The organism is Lamprocystis purpurea DSM 4197 (assembly GCF_000379525.1).
Taxonomy (GTDB): domain Bacteria; phylum Pseudomonadota; class Gammaproteobacteria; order Chromatiales; family Chromatiaceae; genus Thiodictyon; species Thiodictyon purpureum.
This window is the reverse complement of the sequence record NZ_KB902564.1, coordinates 60,943-80,222: the sequence shown is the minus strand read 5'-3', so window position 1 is coordinate 80,222 and position 19,280 is coordinate 60,943. Positions and strand designations below refer to the sequence as shown.

Sequence of the window (19,280 nt, the reverse complement as noted above, 5' to 3'; positions counted from 1 at the left end):
GTCCACCAAGCCGCAGCCGTATGAGGATATTCTGAAGGCGAGAGCCGGGTGCACTGGCATCCGGCAAGTCATCCGCATAGTAATAGACTGCGGCGCTATCGCACTCTGGACTGACCGATACCTCGCGTTGAGGGTCGCAGAGGGGGCTTGACGGCATTCGAGGATTCCATTTTGTACGAAGGCGGGACCGCTATTTCATCTTGCAACTGGATTTTTCGCAAGCATTTCGCAAGAGTCGATCGGGGTTGGCCTGTTCGACGCCGGCAGATTCCCGCGGACCAGCGTCCGTTGGGTGTCCGACTCCTGAACCCAGCAGGGGCGTACCTTTTCCAAGGTGGAATGACCGGGCGGGTCGATGAGTGAACCGGCAGGGCTGTCGGCTCCCGCAATCGCTCAGTTGGCGTTGCGACGAGTCAGGATAAAGGTGGTTTCCAGTGTGCGGACGGCATCCATCAGGCGTTGGACCGGCGGTTATGGATGCGGCGGTCAGCGATTCGGCGGTCGAGGGGTCCGACGCTGGGCAGTCGCAGCGCCCGGTACTCGTGCACCAGTGCCCAGCCGCCAACCGCCAGGCCGGCCGCAAAGGCGATCATCGCCCAATTGGCCAGGGATAGGCCAAGGACGACGAATTGCGCTTCGTCGCAGAAACCGCCGGCGAGGAACAGGGTCGGGACCTGTTGGCCGAGCCATTCCACCAGGTCCTCGATCCGGGAGAGTTGGCCTGCGCTGCAGGAGACCGTGTTCGCGGGCGGGAACTGGAGCCAGCTCTGGTACCCGGCGACGGCCAGACCCAGGGTCGCCACCCCCAGGGTCAGGACGGCCGGGAGCCAGCGCCACCGCGCGCTGGCCGGGACCGCCGCGATCAGCGCCAACACGGCGATGGCCATGAACAGCAGGCGCTGGAAGATGCACAGTTGACAGGGCTGCAAGTTGAGCCAAGGGGTCAGAGCGAGGCTCGCGACCACCCCCGCCGTGCCGGCGAAAGCCACGATGCCCCACACCAGGCGCGGGGTAAGCGGGCCGAGCTTGAGCAACTGGAACCAGAGCACGCTGGCCAGTCCCAACCCGACGGCCATCGCCAGTTCAGCCGGCGGCAAGGGTGCGAAGCGAAAGACGCCGGACAGTCCCGGCAGGTAAAGCGCCAAGGCCAGCAACCCCAGCGCCAGCCCGGTGACAATCCACAGGGTGGCATTGGGTGCCAGCAGCGAGGCAAGCCAGGAGCGTGCGCGTGACCGATGGGAGAAGATCAGCGCCAGATTGGCGATCACGAGTGTCGTGAAGGCGAAGGCGCGGGCCGCCGGCTCGCTTAGTTGCAGGTGTGCCCACGTATAGGCGCCCATCACTACCGCGAGCACCCCCAGGCCTTGCAACAGCGCCAGCAGCAGCGTCGCGCCGCCAAACAGTTGCGCCTCGGGATCGCGCGGCGGGCGCTGCATGCTGTCAGGCTCTTCCGGTTCGTTCTCGAAGGCCAGCGAGCAGGCGGGGTCGATGATCAGTTCAAGAAACGCGATGTGCATCGGAAACAGCATGGCCGGATAGCCCAGCAGGACCGGGAACAGGGCCATGCCGGCGATCGGCACATGCACGGCCAAGATGTAGGACATGGACTTGCGCATGTTGTCGAAGATGCGCCGACCGAGGCGCACCGCACGCACGATGGAGGCGAAGTTGTCGTCCAGCAGCACCAGCGAGGCGGCCTCGCGGGCCACGTCGGTGCCGCGTCCGCCCATGGCGATGCCGACGTGGGCGGCCTTGAGCGCGGGGGCGTCGTTGACACCGTCGCCGGTCATGGCGGTGATCTCGCCGTCGGCCTTGAGCGCCTGGACGATGCGCAGTTTCTGTTCGGGCGCAATCCGGGCGCAGACGCTTACCGTCTTCATGCGCGCCTGCAATTGCGCGTCATTCAACGCCGTGAGGTCGTCGCCCGAGAGCAGGTCATCCGCCGCCAGTCCGGCCTGACGGGCGATGGTGCGGGCGGTGGCGGGATAGTCGCCGGTGATCATCACCACCCGGATGCCGGCCTCACGGCATTGGGCGACCGCCGCGGGGATCTCCGCGCGCAGGGGGTCGGAGAGGCCCAAGAGGCCAATGAAGGTGAAGTCGAATGCATGCTCGACCGCCGGCCAGTCCTCGCCGACAAAACGCGCCTGGGCCACCGCCAGCACCCGCAGGCCCGCGCCGGCCAGGGTCTCCACCTCGGCCGCAATCCGCGCCTGGACGTCCGGGTCGAGATGGCACAGATCGATGATCGCCTCCGGCGCGCCCTTGGCAGCGACCACGTGAGCAGCGCCATCCGCGGCCTTCCAAACCTGCGACATGGCGCGCAACTCGGGCGTCAGGCCATACTCCTGCACCAGGGTCCAGTCACGATGCAGATGTTCGGTATTGGCGAGAAAGCGCTGGCCCAGGCGCTGGAAGGCCTGCTCCATCGGATCGAAGGGGTCGATGGCGCTGGCGAGGATCGAGAACTCCACCAGCGGATGAAATGCCTCGGGCAGCGCGTCCGCCGCGGCCTCGTCCACCGCAAAGGCGTCCGCGCCGACCAGGAGCCGGGTCACCGTCATCCGGTTCTCGGTGAGGGTGCCGGTCTTGTCCACGCACAACACGGAGGTTGCGCCCAGGGTCTCGATCGCGGTGACACGCCGCGTCAGCACCTGTTCTTTGGAAAGCCGCCAGGCGCCCAGGGCCGGAAACACCGTCAGCACCACCGGGTACTCTTCCGGCAGCATGGCCATGGCCAGGGCAATGCCGGCCAATACGGCCTGCAACCAGTCCCCGCGCATCAGGCCGTGGACCAGGATCAACAACAGACTCATGCCCAGCGCGAGCAGCGCCAACGTGGTGATCAGGCGTGCCGTTTGCTTCTGCAGCGGCGAGCGCTCGGGCTTCAGCGTCCCCAGGGCGGTGCCGATGCGGCCAATCTCGCTGCGGGGGCCGGTGGCCGTGACCCGTGCAGTGCCCTGCCCCGCCACGACCAACGTCCCGGAATAGACGAAGGGCGTGTCGTCGCCGCCGGGCCGGGCGGCCGGGGTCTCTCCGGTGGCGATGACCTTGGTCACCGGCACCGCCTCGCCGGTGAGCAGGGACTCGTCCACCTGGAGCCCGCTGCCCGCGACCAACACCGTGTCGGCCGGCACCCGGTCACCCTCGACGAGCATCACCAGATCGTCGCGGACCACCTCACGCCCGGCGATGCGCTGGGCCGCACCATCGCGCAGTACCAGGGCACGCGGGCTGGTGAGGTCGCGCAAGGCCTCGATCGCCCGTTCGGTCTTGCCTTCCTGGTACAGGGTGAGGCTGAGCGTAACCAGCACAAAGCCGAACAGGATCAGCCCCTCCTGCAATTCGCCGAAGATCAGGTACAGGGTGCCGGCGGTGAGCAGCAGCAGAAACATCGGCTCCCGCGCCGTCTCCCAGACGATGGTCAACAAGCTGCGCCGCTGGCCGCCGGGCAGGGCATTGGGGCCATCCTCGGTCAGGCGTTCGGCCGCTGCCGCGGCCGTCAGACCTTGCGTACTGTCATCCGTGGAATTGGTCATCGGAGCACCGGTTTGGCGACTTATTTTCCTGGGCCGGACCCATTACCCGGACCAGGACCCGCGCCCATGCCGGGTCCCATCCCCGGGCGGCCCTGCATCCGTGCCTGACGTCCGGCGTCGAACTCGGCCGGGGTCATCTTGCCGTCAGCATTCTCGTCGAAGTCGGCGAAGCCCGGGGCGTTGGCCGCGCCGCGCATCGGGGCGCCCTGGGCCGCGCGGGCCGCCATCTGCTCGCCGTGGGCGGCGGCGAACTCCTGCGCGGTCACGGTGCCGTCGCCGTTCTTGTCCATCGCGGAGAAGCTCATGGGGCCCGGCGCCGACGCGGGCTGCGCCGCCCCGCCCGCGGACCAGGCGGCACACGCGATGACCAGGGTCGCGCCGAGCGAAAGGGTACGGATAGGGTGTGTCATCGTCTCACTCCGGTATTGCCATGGTCGCGCCATGGTCAGTCATGACAACCGTGCGCCGCCAACGTGGCTGGCGGCGGCACGGCGAAGGAGCAGTCTTTCAGCACTGCCACGACACTCTAAGCACAAGCACGGGCACACTCCGTGCGGCATCGTACAGAGGGCGTCCAGACCTCGGGCTCGCCCGGTCCCTCAGCACCCCTTGCCTACCTCAGACCCCCGCCGTACCCTTTGCGCTTGGCCTGCCACTGGCGGGCGCACGCCAGGTGCTCAGTGCCGGTGCATTGGTCAGCGAGCCCGACGTTGCTGATAGGCCATTGGCCACTGCCGTGGATACAGCCCAGCGCCCTAAGGAATTCGGCAGGGTCCCTCGACCCGCCCGGGTTAGAGGCATCGATCGCAAACCAACCCTTAAGGACGCACCCGCGATGACCAACGACCCGAGCTCCGCCAATGGCCACCGTGGCACCACCCTCGCCCACGCCCTCTGGGCCGACCCGCTCTATGTCGCCGAGAAGTATCGCTACCGGGAAGGCGCCATCTGGCTCGGCCAGCACAACTACGACCCCCCTCGACCGCTGGCTGCGCGCTATGATCGAGATCCTGATCGGCGGTATGCAGGAGCGCCAGGGCTTGGGCACCAACGGCGAGCGCGTGCTGTTCTGCATCGACGAATTCGCCAACCTGGGGCGCATGGACAGCATCGCCAAGGCCAGCAACTCAATCGCCGGGGCCGGGATCAAGCGCTCCATACCCGTCGCGCCTGAGAATGCGAGCGTCTGCGATTCCTACACTCCTGACCGCAATGTATCCTGGGACGACGCAGTACATTACTGTTGGTGGCTATCCGCGCAGACCGGCCAGACCTATCGGCTGCCCTCCGAGGCGGAGTGGGAATACGCCTGCCGGGCCGGGACGACGACCCCTTTTCACTTTGGCGAGACGATCTCCCCCTACCACGCGAACTACAACACCGAATACGACTACGGCGGCGGACCAACAAGTCCGAGCCGCAACCAGACTGTCCCGGTGGGAAGCCTACCGGCTAACCCTTGGGGCCTCTATGAGACGCATGGCAACGGTGATGAATGGACGGAGTACTGCTGGAACGAAAGCGACGTCGGTGTTGAAATAGACGGTAGCCTTTCCCGGAGTGGTGATCGCGGGCGGCCGGTGGTGCGCGGCGGCAGTTTCGGTTGTCCTCCGTGGATATTGCGGTCTGCGCGTCGATACCCGCCCAACCGCGATCACAGCTGGGCCATCGGTTTCCGCGTATGCAGAATGCTTATGCCCTGATTGACTCGCTTGAGGCTGACTCATTCCCAAGGTGTCCTTTGGAATGCTGCGAAGCTCCGCTTCGCGTCCCGCTGGTCGCGCTTGCGGCCAGCAAGTCGGCGTGAGGAGCCCTGCCGGCGAATCTGTGGCAGGGTCATAAAAGCCCATACCCGGCAACTCGGCAATGAAGATCTATCTTGACATGCGCTGCTTCAACAGACCCTACGACGACCAATCGCGTCCTCGGATCATGCTTGAATCGGAGGCCAAGCTGATGGTTCAAGAGGCGATCCGCAACGGCGCCTATGATTTGGTGTGGTCGTATATCCTTGACTACGAAAACAGCAAGAATCCATTCGAGGAAAGGCGGGAGCAGATTGCCAGATGGCGCACCTATGCCGCCGCGGACATCGAGGAAAGCCCCGGCGTGCTCGATCTGGCGCGCGGGTTTCGAGAACATGGCATCAAGAAGATCGACGCCTTGCATCTGGCTTGTGCCGTCCATGCCGGTGCGGGGTTCTTTCTGACGACCGATGACGGCATCCTCAAGCGGGCCGCGTTGATCCCAGGCACCCGCGTCACCGACCCGATCGGCTTCATCAAAGAGGTCTTCCCATGATCACAGACACAGAGATAAGGGCCAAGGGTCTGCGCGTCCTGACTCAATATTTGGGCGACATCGAAGCGGAGCGGTTTGTCGCACTGATCCAACGACAGCCCTTCGATTACACCGCATGGAGACAAGCGCTGGACGAAGACCTGAGTCTCGATGAAATAAGCCGTCAAGCAATGACTCTCAGGGCGCGGCGGGGTGGGGCATGATCTGTTGGCCTTGATCATACACCCGGCAACCTGTCAGCGATTAGCCTCAGCCGAGCCAGCCCTCGATCTTCTTGCGGTCCGGCACACCGCCCGCGTGGACCACGTGGCCATCGATGACCACGCCTGGGGTGGACATGACACCGAAGCCCACGATCTCGGCCATCGACTCGACCTTCTCCAACGCGATATCGACCCCCTTGGCCTTGGCGACCTCCGCGATCAATTGCGCCGTGGTCTGACAGTTACGACAGCCGGAACCCAGGACCTTGATGGTTTTCATGATGGAACGCCTCACAGAACGAGATTGAAGACATAGCCCACCAGCAGGATGCCGGTCGCCACGACCCCGATGAAGGTCGCAATCAGGGGCCATTTGAGTACCTTGCGCAGAATCAGCATCTCCGGTGCGGAGAGCGCGATGACGCTCATCATAAAGGCGAGCGTGGTGCCAAGCGCCGCCCCCTTGCCGATCAGGGCCTCGACGATCGGCAGAATCCCCGCCGCATTGGTGTACATGGGCACCCCGAGCACCACCGCCGCCGGCACCGCCCACCAGACATCGCGGCCCATGAAACTCGCCATGAAGTCCTGCGGCACGAAGCCGTGGATGGCCGCGCCGAGCCCGATGCCCACCAGCACATAGGGCCAGACCTTGCCGACGATCTCGCGCACATGGTGCCAACCGGCTTCGAAGCGCTCGACCCAGGTATACGACGTGTTGCTGGGGGCCGCCGCCGTACCCTGATGGATGGCACGCACCCAGTCCTCCAGATAGCGCTCCATCTTGAGCCGACCGATGATGAGCCCGGCGACGATCGCGATCAGGAGTCCCATCCCCAGATAGAGCGCCGCCACCTTCCAGCCGAAGAGGCCGAGCAGCAGGGCGAGCGCAATCTCGTTGATCATCGGCGCGGCGATCAGAAACGAAAAGGTGATTCCCAGCGGGACCCCGGCCGAAAGAAAGCCGATGAACAGCGGCACCGCCGAGCAGGAGCAGAAGGGCGTGACGATCCCCAGGCTCGCGGCCATGGCGTTGCCGATCCCCAGCCGTCGCCCGGCTAACAGCGCCCGGGTGCGCTCCGGGGCGAAGAAAGTCTGGATGACCCCCATCAGGAAGACGATACCGGTCAGCAAGAGCAGGACCTTGGGGGTGTCGTAGAGGAAGAAGTGGGTCGCCTCGCCCCAGTGCGTCGCGCGCGACAGCCCCGCGGCTGACACCAGCAGGTCGGCCAGATCGGAGAGATGCCAATAGACCGCCACCCACAGGGCGGCAGCCAGGGGTAGGCCCCAGAGCCAGGGGCGCAAGGCGTGGGTGTCGGTGGTGGTAACGGTTTCCGGGTGCATGGCGTAGGTCTTGGTCTCAGTCGGTGATCAGCGCTCGTACCCGGAGCACGGGATGCAGACGTGGTTCTCGCCCAGGAGGGTTTCACGGTCATCGTTCATGTTCGGCTCCTGATTCCGGGATGATATCGTTAAGACAAAGGGCCAATGCGCCATGTCGTATCAGGGCCGCATCAGGGCCGCATCAGGGCCACAGCAGATCCCACGCCGTCTTGGCGGCGACCGCGATCAGGACCAGGGCAATGGCGCGCTTCAACTGCGCGGCCGACAGGCGTTCAGTCGCCAGCCAGGCACCCAAGGCCGCGCCGACCATCGTCGCCAACGCGGTGACGCCGAGCAGGGCGGTGTCGATCCGGGCGACCTGGACATGGGCCAGAAAGCCGCTGATGGAGGCAAAGATCACAACGAATGAGGCGCTGGCCGAGGCCCGTTTGGGCTCCAGACCGGATGCCACCAGGGCCGGGACGATCACGTTTCCGCCGCCCACCCCGAGCAGACCGCCGATGAAGCCAGCCGCCCCGCCCACCGGCAACCCCAGCGCCAGGGTCGCCGCCAGGGAGGCGCGGGTCTCGCGCGGCTTGGGTTGGTACAACATCATCATCCCCGCGGCGAAGACCAGAAAGCCCACGAACAGCCACAACAACAGGCTAGGGTCCATCCCGTGGGCGGCCCAGACCCCGAGCGGCGACAGCCCAACCGCCAGCACCAGCATCGGCACGACCAGTCGCCATTCCACCAGCCCCTTGCGCACGAAGGTGATGGAGGCGATCGACATCCCCACCGCGTTGAGCAGCAAGGCAGTGGCCATGGCCGTCTGCAATTCGATCCCGAAGGCCAGAAAGACCGGGATCAGGATCAGCGCCGCACCGACCCCGGCCATGCTGAAGAGCGTGGTCAGGGCGAAGGTCAGCAGGGCGGTGATGACGAGCACGGTCATGGGTGAGACATCCTCGAAACAGGTCATGGCAAGCAGCGGATAGCCCCCGACATGGGAGGAGACGCAGGCGACCGCAAAAGGATGCACCTTCCGGCCATTAGGGCTCGCTGGGTGCGTAGTCTGGCCATCTTGGCCTGACACCGTCAGGGCTTGAAGCCCTGACTACGCACGCCGCTGGCCGGGATTATGATCAAGGCCGCATACCGCGAATACTTGCCCATTGCTCAGCCGCGACGAGACCTCGCGGGTTGTCCGAGTGTCGCGGGGCACCGCGGTCTCGCGTCGCGGCTAAAGCCGCTCCCACCGGGGGGCATCCCGCCTCGCGTCGCCTCAGGTCGGCGCCAGGGTCTCGACCTCAAAGCCGACCAGGGTCCGCCGCTCACGACTGAATTCGATGCCGATCAGATGGATCGGCAGGCCCTGCGCGCGGTATTTGTCGGCATAGCCGCGGTCTTTGAGTTGTTGCAATGCGCGGCCCGCGGGGGCGAGTTCCACCACCTTGAACTCGAATAGCCAGACCTGGGCGTTGAAGCGCAGTGTCAGGTCAATGCGCCCGTGTGAGGTGGCATCCTCGGGGGTCAGGTCCAGGCCCAGGGCGGCGATGTGGCTGTAGAAGACGCTGGCATAGAAACCCTCGTAACGGGCGATGGGGTTGTTATCGTGCCACTGATGGGGGATGGCGTCGAACAGGGCCTGGACATGGGCGCGCAGTGCCTCAAAGTCGCCGCCGACCAGGACATCGTAGAGTCGGCTGGCCAGCTCGCTGGCCTGGCCGGGCTCGCCGATCATGGCCTTGGCCAGGCAGTCGTTGAGCGCGGCTTCCACCTCCAGGTTCGGATAACCCAGGGTGTATTCCAGCCGCGCCCCGAGCCGTCGGCTGCCGGTGAAGGTGAGATAGCCGGTCTGCCACAACAGCGCCTCGGGGGCAATCTGGTCGACGTCGAAGGCCGACAGCAGAGCGTCGTCGGCGCGCAACTGGGCCAGCCGCGGGGTGAAGAACTGCCGCCGGGTGAGCAGATCGACCAGAAAGGTTGGCGTACCGGTCTCGAACCAAAACGCGCGAAACTCGCGCTTCGCAAAGAGCAACAGCAGGTCAAAGGGGTTATAGACCGCCTCCCCGGTCCAGTTGTAACCGTTGTACCAGCGGCGTACCTCGGCCCGGTCGAGCCCCGGGAGTTCCGGCGCGAAGACCTGATCCACATCCGCCTCGGTGTAGCCGCACAGGGCCGAATAGCGGGCATCGATGGTAATATCATTGAGATTATTGAGCCCGGAGAAAATGCTCACCTTACTGAACTTGCTGACCCCGGTCAGAAAGGCAAAGCGCAGGTGCGCGTCGGCGCCCTTGATGACCGAGTACAGATTGCGCAACCCATCGCGCATGGCCCGGGCGGTGTCGGGGTCGGTGAGATTGTCCAGGATCGGCTTGTCGTACTCGTCCACCAGGACCACGACCCGCTGGCCATGCCGGGTCTGTGCGCGGCGGATCAGGTCGCCGAAGGTGCCGGCCACATCAAGCCCCGGGTGCAGGGTCAGGTCCAGTGCCTCGGCGTTGATGCGCAGCAGGTCGTCGATCCGGGCATCGAGCGCCGCGCGGCTGTGCAGCACACCCTCGGCGAAGCTCAGCCGGATCACCGGGAAGCGCACCGACCAGTCCCAGTGGGGGTGGATCTCCAGCCCCCGAAAGAGCGGTTCGTTGCCGGCGAAGACCTCGGCGATGGTGTCGATCAACAGTGACTTGCCGAAGCGTCGCGGGCGGGAGAGGAAATATTGGCTGCCCGCGGCGATCAATTGCCGGATAAAGCCGGTCTTGTCGACGTAATAACAGTCGTCCTCGCGGATCTTGGCGAAGGTCTGGATACCGATGGGCAGCTTGCGGGTGTTCATGGTCGGTCTCGGCGGGGGCGATGCGGGCACGATGCCGCCGGGGCGCGTTGCGGTCAACCCCACCGCGTGGTTCCCACGCGCCGCGTCAATGCCATTAAGTTAAGCCGTTCTGGCTCCCACGCGGAGCGTGGGAACGAGAAGCCGCCCCGTCGGCGCTAAACTTACTCGATCCGCTCGCCGTAAAGCCCGTCGAGCGCAGCCCGAAGCCGTTGAAGTACGCAACGGCTGGCGGTCATCATCCGCGGGATCTCCGGCTCAAACGCAACGCTGGGCCAATGGATGTCCCGGCAGGTCTTATGTGCGGCGGACGGCGCTCGCCTGACCGGAGTATACCGCCGCGCTTTTTTCCGGCGACACCGCTCCTGCGCTGTCGCCCTCGCCTCCCGCGCTCTGCACCCATGGTGCGAGGCACCCCGCCGCGGGCGCGGGGCGCCGGGAAGGGTGAGAATACAGAATCGGCACGCCCGGTGCGCCTCCTTCGTCGGCACAGGCTACGGCGTTTCCATGACCGGCGCGGGAAGCCCAAGCTCGGCGGCAACCTGGAGGAGCTGCGGCCACAGGCCCCACTGATCGCGTGCGCGGAGATCCGACTCGGCACGAGCGAGTGCGGCGCGGGCCTCCGCGGGGCGGGCCTGATGGTGCTTCAGGCGCGCCTCCAGGAGGTGCAACTCGGCCTCGCGGCGACGATAGCCAGTCTCGCGGATCAGGCGGTCGGCCTGGGTCCAGTGCTTCGCCGCGTCGGGGACGGCATCCGGGGCGGCGGCGCGGTCCGGCGTAGGGCGGATGCCCGCAGGGCGATCCGCCATTGCCGACCAATCCACTGGCCGGTCCAGCTCAAGCTGACCGGCCAGCAAGGCGCACTCGGCGAGATCAGTCCGCATGCCGGACGGGGTGGCCAGGCACACCGCGGCCTCCAGGTCGGCGCGGGCGCCGGTCGGGTCGCCCCGGGTGCGGCGGTGGCGGGCACGGGTGAGGTACAGGATCGGCAGGAATTCCATCTTGCTGGCCCGACGCATGGTCTCGATAGACAGGTCCAGTGCGGCCCCGGCCTCCCGGATCTGGCCGTCGGGATCGGCCGCCGATCCGTCCGGTCCGACGAGCGCCTGGCCGATGGTGCAGTGGTCGAGTGCGATGGACAGCAGGTGATGCGTGGCCTCTTGGTGTTCCAGCGACGCCCGCGCCCGCTCCAACACCGCGCGCCGCGCGTCGCGGGTCCGGGCCTGCTCCAGCAGGAGCTGGGCGTAGTCGAAGCCGTCCAAGCCTATGAGCGTCGGCAGGTGCGGGGCGAGTTCCGCCCGCACGGACTCGGACTCAGCGAAGGTTTGTGCGGCCTCGCGAGATCGGCCCTGGCCGTGCAGCGCGCGGCCGAGATAGCCGAGGGCCGGGAGCCGGCCCTGCCGGGCCTCGTTCGGGTCCGCGACGCGCCCCGCCGCCTCGACCGCCTCGCGCGCCACGGACTCGGCCTCGCGCCAGTGCCCGAGCGGGGTCAGCAGGTCGACGAGGTTCCCCGAGGAGCGACAGGAGTTGTTCCAGTCCCCGGCCTCGCGCCGCAGATCCACGGTCATCCGCCGCGGCCCCAGCGCCTCGTCGAGTCGGCCGAGCGGGTGATCGGCGCAGCGCTCGGCCATCGCGTCGAACTCGGCCGGGGTGCCGTCGAGCCCGCGGGCCTCGATCAGCGCGACCGACCCCGGGCGCGGCAGCACGCCGAGCCGGATCTCCCGAAAGTGCGGCTGGGATTCGATCAGCGAGTCCGGGATCGGCAGTCGGGAGCTTCCGAGACACACCGCCTGGCCCGGTGCGCGTCCGAGCCCTTCAAGCAGTGCGGCGAGCCCTTGATCCTTGAGCTGGCCGTTGAGCTTGGGGTCGTTGGACGCCTGCTGGAGCGGCTCCAGCCCGTCGAGCGCGAGCACGGTGGGGGCCTTGTCCGCGCACTCGGCGAGCAGGCGGCCCAGGTCGGCGTCCGAAGCGGTTTGCTCAGGGTTCTCGCCGAGCGCTGCGAGCGCGCGCAGCAGAAAGGCGCGGGCGCTGACGGTTTGATCGCGGCTCCCCTGGGAATAGAACGAATGGCCGACGAAGCGGGTGCCGGGCGGCCAGTCGCGGCTTTCGAGCCACCGGCGGGTGAGCGCGGACTTGCCGACCCCGCCGGGGGCGACCCAGAGCAGGACGCCGCCCGGTCTGCCGCCGAGCCCAGCGCCAATCAAGCTGTCCATGCGGGCGATCTCCGACTCGCGGCCGAAGAGCCGGGGCGTGACGCCGGGGAGTTCGGCGAGCAGGGCGGCGAGCGCGTCCCGGGTGCGGTCGGTCGGCGCGGCGGCGGCCGGGGCAGCGTTCGGGTCGGGGACGCGGGGGCGCAGGCCGTGTTGGGCGCGGTGGGTCTCCAGGACAGTGTGGATCTCCTGCACCACGGCGGTATAGGCCCGAGAGCGCGGGTTGTGGGCGATGATGGGCTTGGCGTCGCGCGGGACCATCTGATGCTCGGCGATGGCGGGGATCGCCTTCCAGTAGCAGTGGTCGGCCAGCACGAAGAGGATCAGGACGCCGTCCTCGCGCCGGCGGCGAAGGAACGCGGCCAGCTCGGTGTCCATGCAGAACCCGGAGGCGAGGAAATGCTCGCAGACGACGAAGAGCGCGGCATCGGCCCGTTCGATGGCCGCTTCGATCTCCGCGCGCCAGGCCGCACCGGGCGGGATGGCGCGGTCGGTCCAGGTGGAGACCAGCCCCAGCCGCTCCAGCACGCGCAGGTGGGTCAGCAGCCGGTCCTTGACCGCCTCGCGCTGATGCGAATAGCTGATGAAGAGCTCGAACGGGCGCGCGCGATCCGGGCCGGGCATGGCATGGCATGGCGGTTTCCATGGTTACCTTGGTGCTTGCGGTTGTAGCCGTTGCGATGGCGGTTTGCAAGGCGCCCGACGCGGCCGCGGTGATGCCCTGTGCTCCGGGGCACCGCGGACTACGGCCGCCAGGTCAAGCTCCCTGCGGCTGGACTCCAAGGCGCTATCGTGAAAGTCGCGCAGCGACCCTGTGGGAGCGGCGTCCCGCCGCGATGGGGCCGGGCGTGTCGCCGCCAGCGTTCGCGGTCACCGCGGCACCGCATCGCGGCGGGACGCCGCTCCCACGGGGGACATGCATCGTCCGGGGTGGCTGATGTTCCTTCCACGGCCGTTAGCCTTGTCCTCCTCCAAGGCTGAAGCCTTCGACTCCATCGCTCCGGCTCAGGCCGGCGCCAGGGTCTCGACCTCGAAACCGACCAGGGTCCGCCGCTCACGGCTGAATTCGATGCCGATCAGATGGATCGGCAGGCCCAGCGCGCGGTATTTGTCGGCATAGCCGCGGTCTTTGAGTTGTTGCAGCGCCCGGCCCTCGGGCGCGAGTTCCACCACCTTGAACTCGAATAGCCAGACCTGGGCCTCGAAACGCAGGGCCAGGTCGATGCGGCCGTGCGCGGTGGCGTCCTCCGGGGTCAAATCCAGGCCCAGTGCGGCAATGTGGCTGTAGAAGACGCTCGCGTAGAAGCCCTCGTAGCGGGCGATGGGGTTGTTGTCGTGCCACTGGTGGGGGATGGCGTCGAACAGGGCCTGCACATGGGCGCGCAGGGCCGCGAAATCGCCGGCGACCAGAGTGTCGTAGAGCCGGCTCTGCGCCCGCTCGGCCGCCATGGGGTCGCCCATCAGACCCTTGAGCAGGGCGTCGTTGAGGGCGGTCTGCACTTCCAGGTTGGGGTAACCCAGAGTGTGCTCGATGCGCGCCCCGGTGCGCCGGGAGCCGTGAAAGGTCAGGTAACCGGTCTGCCACAGCAGGGCCTCGGGGGCGATGTGCTCCACATCGAAGGCGGACAACAGGGCCTCGGAACTGTGCAGCCGGGCCAGGTCCGGGGTGAAGAAGCCACGCGCGGTGAGCAGATCGACCAGGAAGGTCGGGGTGCCGGTCTCGAACCAAAAGGAGCGGAATTCGCGCTTCTGAAAGAGCAACAGCAGATCGAAGGGGTTGTAGACCGCTTCGCCGGTCCAGTTGTAGCCGTTATACCAGCGGCGCAACTCGGCCCGGTCGAGCCCAGGGAGCTCCGGCGCAAAAACCTCATCCACATCGGTCTCGGTATAGCCGCATAGGGCCGAGTAGCGGGCATCGACCGTGATGTCGTTGAGGTTGTTGAGCCCCGAGAAGATGCTCACCTTACTGAACTTACTGACGCCCGTCAGGAAAGCAAAGCGCAGATGGGCGTCATTGTCCTTGAGCACTGAATAGAGATTGCGCAGCCCGTCGCGCATCTCCCGGGCCGCCTCCGGGCGGGTGAGATTGTCCAGGATCGGCTTGTCGTATTCGTCGATCAGGACCACCGCCCGTTGGCCGGTCAGGGTTTCGGCCTCGACGATCAGCCGGGCGAGCTGTCCGGGCCGCGTGGGCGCGGCGACCCTGACGCCCAGCCGCCGGGCGTTGTCCTCCAGCAGTTCGCCAATGCGCTCATCAAGCTCCTGGCGGTCACGCAGGACACCGCCGCCGAAGCTGATGCGGATGACCGGAAAGCGCACCGACCAGTCCCAGTGCGGATGGATCGAAAGCCCCCGAAACAACGGCTCGTTGCCGGCGAAGACCTCGGCAATGGTGTCGAGCAACAGAGACTTGCCGAAGCGCCGCGGGCGGGAGAGGAAATACTGGCTGCCCTCGGTGATCAGCGCCCGGATAAAGCCGGTCTTATCGACGTAATAGCAGTCGTCCTCGCGGATCTTGGCGAAGGTCTGGATACCGATCGGCAGCTTGCGGGTCTTCATGGTCGGTCTCGGCGACGGGCAATGCGGCCACGATGCCGCCGGGGCGTGCCTCGGTCAAGTCCGGGTCAGGCGCGTCCCACCCGCCGGCCGGCCCGCCGCGGGCGAGGCCGCCGCGCCCGCGTCTGCCGCGCCCGGGCGGCCCTATCAAGATGGGGTAACCGGCGGTAGACGCAGGACGAAGCAGCACACCCGGCCGGTATCGTCCAGGCGCACTTGGCAGACGGTGGCGAGGTGTTCGCGCAGACGCTTGCGCGCCCGCTGCACCCGTGACTTGGCCCCGGGCAGGCTCAGGCCCTTGCGCTGGGCATAGGCTTCCTGGGTCAGCCCCTCCAAGTCGCACAAGGTCAGCGCCTCGCGGTCCTCTGCCGACAACTCCGCCAAGGCCCGCGGCAGGCAGGCGGCCAAGGCGTCCACCGGCACCGGCTCCTCATGGGGGGCCGGCAGGTCTTCCGGCAAGTCCAGGTGGTCATGACGCGAACGCAGACGGTCGGTCAGGGTGTTACGCGCGACCGCGAACAGCCAGGCGCGGGCGTTGACCAGCTCGCAGAACTGGTTGCTCCGGCCCAGGGCCTTGACGAACAGGTCTTGCAGCACGTCCTCGGCTTCGTGAATATCGCCCAGTTGGCGGATCAGCCAGGCGCGCAACTCACGCTCATGCCGGCCCCAGGCGGTCATCAGGCAGATCACACCATCACCCGGCGACCGCCGTATCCGTTGGTGGTTTGACCGCCTCGATCATGGCCGAGACCACATAGTCCGCGATAGCGCTCTCCGCCCCCCAGTCGCGGATGAAGGACCGGCTCGCGTCCTGCGGGTTCTGTGGCGTCACCCGAATCTGGATGAATCCGCTCGCCTCCAGCATCGCCTCCACCTCCGACACCAGCGCGGCGCCGGCGATGCAGCCCGCATAGAGGGCCAGATCCCGCCGGATCACCTCCGGCAGGTCCGTGCGCGCGACGATGTCGGAGATGGCCAGTCGGCCGCCGGGTTTGAGCACCCGAAAGACCTCGGCGAAGACCCGCGGCTTATCCGGCGACAGATTGACCACGCAGTTGGAAATGACGACATAGCGTTCGCGCACGGTGTCGTGAATCGCGTCAATCGTTACCGTGGTCATGGGAGTCTCCAGTGGTTGATGAGCGCGCCGCAGCGCCTGCGTTTATTGGGTCAACTGGGCGAGCCCGGCAACCCCCACCGGCGCCTCGGGCAGCCACGGGACCAGCGCACACCGTGGGCTGAGTTGGTCGGCGACTCGGCGAATGAAGGGGACCTCCGCGGCGCCGCGTTCGCGCAGCAGCGGGTGCCGGGTCCCGCTGGCCAGCAGGCTCTGGTTGATCACCCAGGCGAAAGGCGCGATGCCGGCCCGGCCCAGGTCCGCTTGCAGGCGTTCCGCCTCATGCACCGGGGTCGCCTCCGCCAGGGTGACGATGAGCACGCGCGTGAGCGCGGGGTCACGCAGCCGCGGCAACAGTTGCCGCACCGCTTCGGGCATCTCGCCCTGGGTGCGCGAGACCTCCCGATGGTAGGCCTCGGCGGCATCGAGCAGCAGGATGGTATGCCCGGTGGGTGCGGTATCGAGCACGACGAAGCCCTCCTGGCCGGCGTCCACGGCACGGGCGAAAGCGCGGAAGACCGCGATCTCTTCGGTACAGGGGGAGCGCAGGTCCTCCTCCAGCATCGCCAGGCCGTTGGCATCCAGGTTGGGCGCGGCCTTGGCCAGAACCTCGGCCTGATAGGCGGCGACCTCGGCCGCGGGATCGATGCGGCCAACGTGCAGGCCGGGGACGGACGCCCCGATGGCCTCGGCGACATGCGCGGCCGGATCGGTGGTGGACAACTGCACCGCATGACCGCGCCGGGCGAGCGCGACGGCGATGGCCGCCGCCACGGTGGTCTTGCCCACCCCGCCCTTACCCATGGTCAGGATGACGCCCCGCCCCGCCTGGGCGAGTGCGTCGACCAGCCTCGACAGCCGGGCCGGCAGAGCCGTATCGACCTCAACCGTCTCGACGCGCGACCCGGCTCGCTCAGGATTCGCCATCAGGCGCAGGGCGTGGAGACCAACGGTCCCCAGGGCCAGCAGCGGGGTACTGCTGACCGGCAACCCGGCCAGGCCGACCGGCATCCCGGCCAGGGCATCGGCACCACGCGCCATCATCGCCGCGGCGATGGCGTCATCGGTCGAGGCGACGGCCAAGACGCCGTTGAGCGCCAGTTGCAGATTGCTCACGCCGAGTGCCGCGAGCTCCTCGCGCGTGCGCTCGGCCTCACGCAGGGCCGAGACATCCGGTCGGCTGACCAGCACCACCGTGGTCTCCGACGGGTCCGCAAGGCGGGCAACGGTCGCGGCATAGAGCGCCTTCTGTTTCTCCAGTCCGGCCAGCGGACCGAGACAGGAGGCGCCGCCGGTGGCTGAGTCGATGAACTCGCTCCAGGCCGAGGGCAGAGTCAGCAGGCGCAGGGTATGGCCGGTGGGCGCGGTGTCGAAAATGACGTGGTCGAACTGGGCGGTCGCGGCGGGCTCACCCAGCAGTTTGGAGAACTCATCGAAGGCGGCAATCTCCACCGTACAGGCGCCGGAGAACTGCTCCTCCATGCTGGCGATGGCGGCGGCCGGCAGGATGCCGCGGTAGGGTGCGACCATCCGCTCGCGGTAGTCGTGGGCCGCGGCCTCGGGGTCGATGTTGAGCGCAAAGAGTCCCGACGCACCGGGGATTGCCGTCGGTGTCTGACCGAGCGCGACCCCCAATACCTCATCGAGATTGGACGCCGGATCCGTGCTGACGATCAGCACGCGCCGCCCGGCATCGGCCAGTGCGAGACCGGTGGCGCAGGACAGCGAGGTCTTGCCCACCCCGCCCTTGCCGGTAAAAAAGAGGTGACGGGTGTCCGCGACAGAGATGGCCATCAGCAGCAGCCACTGTCGGGCGTGCAGCAGCCGGAGCCGACCTGGACGGGGAACGAGCCTGGGGCTACCGGGGCAGCCACCGGGGCCAGCCCCAGCTTCTGCGCCAACTGGGCACGCGAGAGATAGACACCGGTGCCGACGACGCGGCCGTCGACCAGGGTCAGGGGCAGGCGTTCCATTCCCGCCTCCAACTCCTTGAGCACCGCGGGATTCGCGGCAAACGCCTGGGGCTCCTGAGACAGGTTGTGCCGGCTGACCTGAACCCCTTGTCCGGCGAGCCATTGCAGGTCGGCATTGAATGCCACCAGCACGGGGTCGACCTCGACCCCGCAGACGCCGGTCGAACAGCACATGGCAGGATCATAGATTTCGAGCGTTTTCATGAGGATCACTCCTTCGGCACGCAGCGGTTGAGACCACCGCCACAGCAGTTTTCGGTCAGGAAGGCTACGAGGGCCTCGATCGCGGCCATCTCGGCCCGGTAGCGGACGAACCGGCCCTCCTGGACCGTGCTCACCAGCCCGGCCTGCGCCAGGGTCTTGAGATGAAACGACAGGGTCGGCGCCGGCAGGCCGAGGTGCTCGCCGATGACACCCGCCGTCAGCCCCGCGGGGCCGTTCTGTACCAGCAGGCGGAAGACGGCCAGGCGGCTGTCTTGGGCCAGGGCAGCGAGGGCGGATACAGCGGTTTTACTTTCCATGATTCCAACATTATCGAAATTTTTTGACAAAAGCAACCGGGATTTCCAGCCTGTCGAGAGGCACCGACGGGCTTACCGTCTTGCCCGCGGACGCATTGACATCCGGGATGACGCCCACCTCCTGCGCTAGCGAATCTCGATAACGGTCTTTCCTTCTTCGAGGAGCTGCCTCAGGCTGGGAAGCAAAGCGCCGAAAGCCGCTAACAAGACAGACTTGCGGCAATTCCCGGTTCTGACCCAGACCACTTGCGGTGCCGTTGCACCTTCACGATCAGCCATCAACGCGAAATCCTGATCTTTCGTAACGATGACGAGTCGCTCGCTTTTCGCCAACCGCCATATCTCACAATCATCGCTCGCATCCATGCCGATATCGGCAACATGACGACAAGCAAACCCCTGATCGGCGAGGAACCGTGCCAGTGCCGCAGGCAACTGGTTATCTACCAGCAGCTTCATGCCGCGATCAGGATCGGGTGTTGGGTCTGAACGGCAGCATATTCCAGGGCCGCAAAAATATCCTCCTCTTCCAGAGACGGATAATCTTCAAGAATCTCAGCGTGTGATGCCCCAGCACTGAGAAGACTGAGGATATCGCTCACGCGGATGCGGTAACCGCGGATACAAGGGCTACCACCGCATTTGCCGGGTTCGAGAGTGATGCGTGCGAGTCGTTTCTGGTCCATATCGTAACCTCC

18 protein-coding genes are annotated in these 19,280 nt (G+C 66.7%); 3 read left to right on the top strand and 15 right to left on the bottom strand.

From position 1 onward, the window contains the following. Positions 1-452: 452 nt before the first annotated feature. Together A39O_RS35840 and A39O_RS0130240 are read right to left on the bottom strand one after the other, a co-directional pair. Complete coding sequence (locus tag A39O_RS35840) at positions 453-3,539, bottom strand: HAD-IC family P-type ATPase (RefSeq protein ID WP_020508387.1); 3,087 nt, start codon at positions 3,537-3,539, stop codon at positions 453-455. A 20-nt stretch (positions 3,540-3,559) separates the two neighbouring features. Next, complete coding sequence (locus A39O_RS0130240; RefSeq protein WP_020508386.1) at positions 3,560-3,949, bottom strand: EF-hand domain-containing protein; 390 nt, start codon at positions 3,947-3,949, stop codon at positions 3,560-3,562. Positions 3,950-4,537: 588 nt separating this feature from the next. Here A39O_RS0130240 and A39O_RS39720 point away from each other — a divergent pair. From A39O_RS39720 to A39O_RS0130225, 3 genes are all read left to right on the top strand, one after another. Continuing rightward, a complete protein-coding gene (locus A39O_RS39720) occupies positions 4,538-5,242 on the top strand; it encodes a formylglycine-generating enzyme family protein (RefSeq protein ID WP_169338517.1) in 705 nt (234 codons plus the stop codon). Positions 5,243-5,405: 163 nt separating this feature from the next. Then, positions 5,406-5,840: a PIN domain-containing protein gene (locus tag A39O_RS0130230; RefSeq protein WP_020508384.1), complete on the top strand. Its 435-nt coding sequence runs from the start codon at positions 5,406-5,408 to the stop codon at positions 5,838-5,840. Then, entirely contained in the window at positions 5,837-6,043 is a 207-nt protein-coding gene (locus A39O_RS0130225; RefSeq protein WP_020508383.1) for a hypothetical protein, read from the top strand. The genes A39O_RS0130230 and A39O_RS0130225 overlap by 4 nt, the downstream gene beginning before the upstream one ends. A gap of 46 nt (positions 6,044-6,089) precedes the next feature. Here the strand turns inward: A39O_RS0130225 and A39O_RS0130220 are convergent, their stop codons facing one another. The 13 genes from A39O_RS0130220 to A39O_RS0130160 all read right to left on the bottom strand — a co-directional run bounded on the left by A39O_RS0130220 (position 6,090) and on the right by A39O_RS0130160 (position 19,268). Further along, positions 6,090-6,323 (bottom strand): thioredoxin family protein, encoded by a 234-nt coding sequence (locus A39O_RS0130220; protein ID WP_020508382.1) that lies wholly within the window; start codon positions 6,321-6,323, stop codon positions 6,090-6,092. A gap of 11 nt (positions 6,324-6,334) precedes the next feature. Further along, on the bottom strand, positions 6,335-7,387 hold the full coding sequence (locus A39O_RS0130215; RefSeq protein WP_020508381.1) for a permease: 1,053 nt from the start codon (positions 7,385-7,387) through the stop codon (positions 6,335-6,337). Positions 7,388-7,568: 181 nt separating this feature from the next. Beyond that, complete coding sequence (locus A39O_RS0130210; protein ID WP_020508380.1) at positions 7,569-8,408, bottom strand: sulfite exporter TauE/SafE family protein; 840 nt, start codon at positions 8,406-8,408, stop codon at positions 7,569-7,571. Between the two features lie 243 nt (positions 8,409-8,651). Continuing rightward, the gene (locus A39O_RS0130205) at positions 8,652-10,208 is read right to left on the bottom strand and encodes an ATP-binding protein (RefSeq protein WP_020508379.1); all 1,557 of its coding nucleotides are present in this window, start codon (positions 10,206-10,208) and stop codon (positions 8,652-8,654) included. A 491-nt stretch (positions 10,209-10,699) separates the two neighbouring features. Then, the gene (locus A39O_RS0130200) at positions 10,700-13,039 is read right to left on the bottom strand and encodes a toll/interleukin-1 receptor domain-containing protein (RefSeq protein ID WP_020508378.1); all 2,340 of its coding nucleotides are present in this window, start codon (positions 13,037-13,039) and stop codon (positions 10,700-10,702) included. A 381-nt stretch (positions 13,040-13,420) separates the two neighbouring features. Beyond that, positions 13,421-14,974, bottom strand: coding sequence for an ATP-binding protein (locus tag A39O_RS0130195; RefSeq protein ID WP_020508377.1), 1,554 nt, complete (start codon positions 14,972-14,974; stop codon positions 13,421-13,423). Between the two features lie 144 nt (positions 14,975-15,118). Continuing rightward, positions 15,119-15,649: a sigma-70 family RNA polymerase sigma factor gene (locus A39O_RS0130190; RefSeq protein WP_020508376.1), complete on the bottom strand. Its 531-nt coding sequence runs from the start codon at positions 15,647-15,649 to the stop codon at positions 15,119-15,121. Positions 15,650-15,665: 16 nt separating this feature from the next. After that, positions 15,666-16,091: a methyltransferase domain-containing protein gene (locus tag A39O_RS0130185; protein WP_020508375.1), complete on the bottom strand. Its 426-nt coding sequence runs from the start codon at positions 16,089-16,091 to the stop codon at positions 15,666-15,668. Between the two features lie 42 nt (positions 16,092-16,133). Next, positions 16,134-17,882: an arsenical pump-driving ATPase gene (gene arsA, locus A39O_RS0130180; protein WP_020508374.1), complete on the bottom strand. Its 1,749-nt coding sequence runs from the start codon at positions 17,880-17,882 to the stop codon at positions 16,134-16,136. Beyond that, positions 17,882-18,265, bottom strand: coding sequence for an arsenite efflux transporter metallochaperone ArsD (gene arsD, locus A39O_RS0130175; protein WP_020508373.1), 384 nt, complete (start codon positions 18,263-18,265; stop codon positions 17,882-17,884). The genes arsA and arsD overlap by 1 nt, the downstream gene beginning before the upstream one ends. A 5-nt stretch (positions 18,266-18,270) precedes the next feature. Continuing rightward, complete coding sequence (locus tag A39O_RS0130170; RefSeq protein ID WP_020508372.1) at positions 18,271-18,582, bottom strand: ArsR/SmtB family transcription factor; 312 nt, start codon at positions 18,580-18,582, stop codon at positions 18,271-18,273. Positions 18,583-18,708: 126 nt separating this feature from the next. Then, positions 18,709-19,041, bottom strand: coding sequence for a DUF5615 family PIN-like protein (locus A39O_RS0130165; RefSeq protein ID WP_020508371.1), 333 nt, complete (start codon positions 19,039-19,041; stop codon positions 18,709-18,711). After that, entirely contained in the window at positions 19,038-19,268 is a 231-nt protein-coding gene (locus A39O_RS0130160) for a DUF433 domain-containing protein (protein ID WP_020508370.1), read from the bottom strand. Before A39O_RS0130160 ends, A39O_RS0130165 begins: the two co-directional genes overlap by 4 nt. Positions 19,269-19,280: the final 12 nt, after the last annotated feature.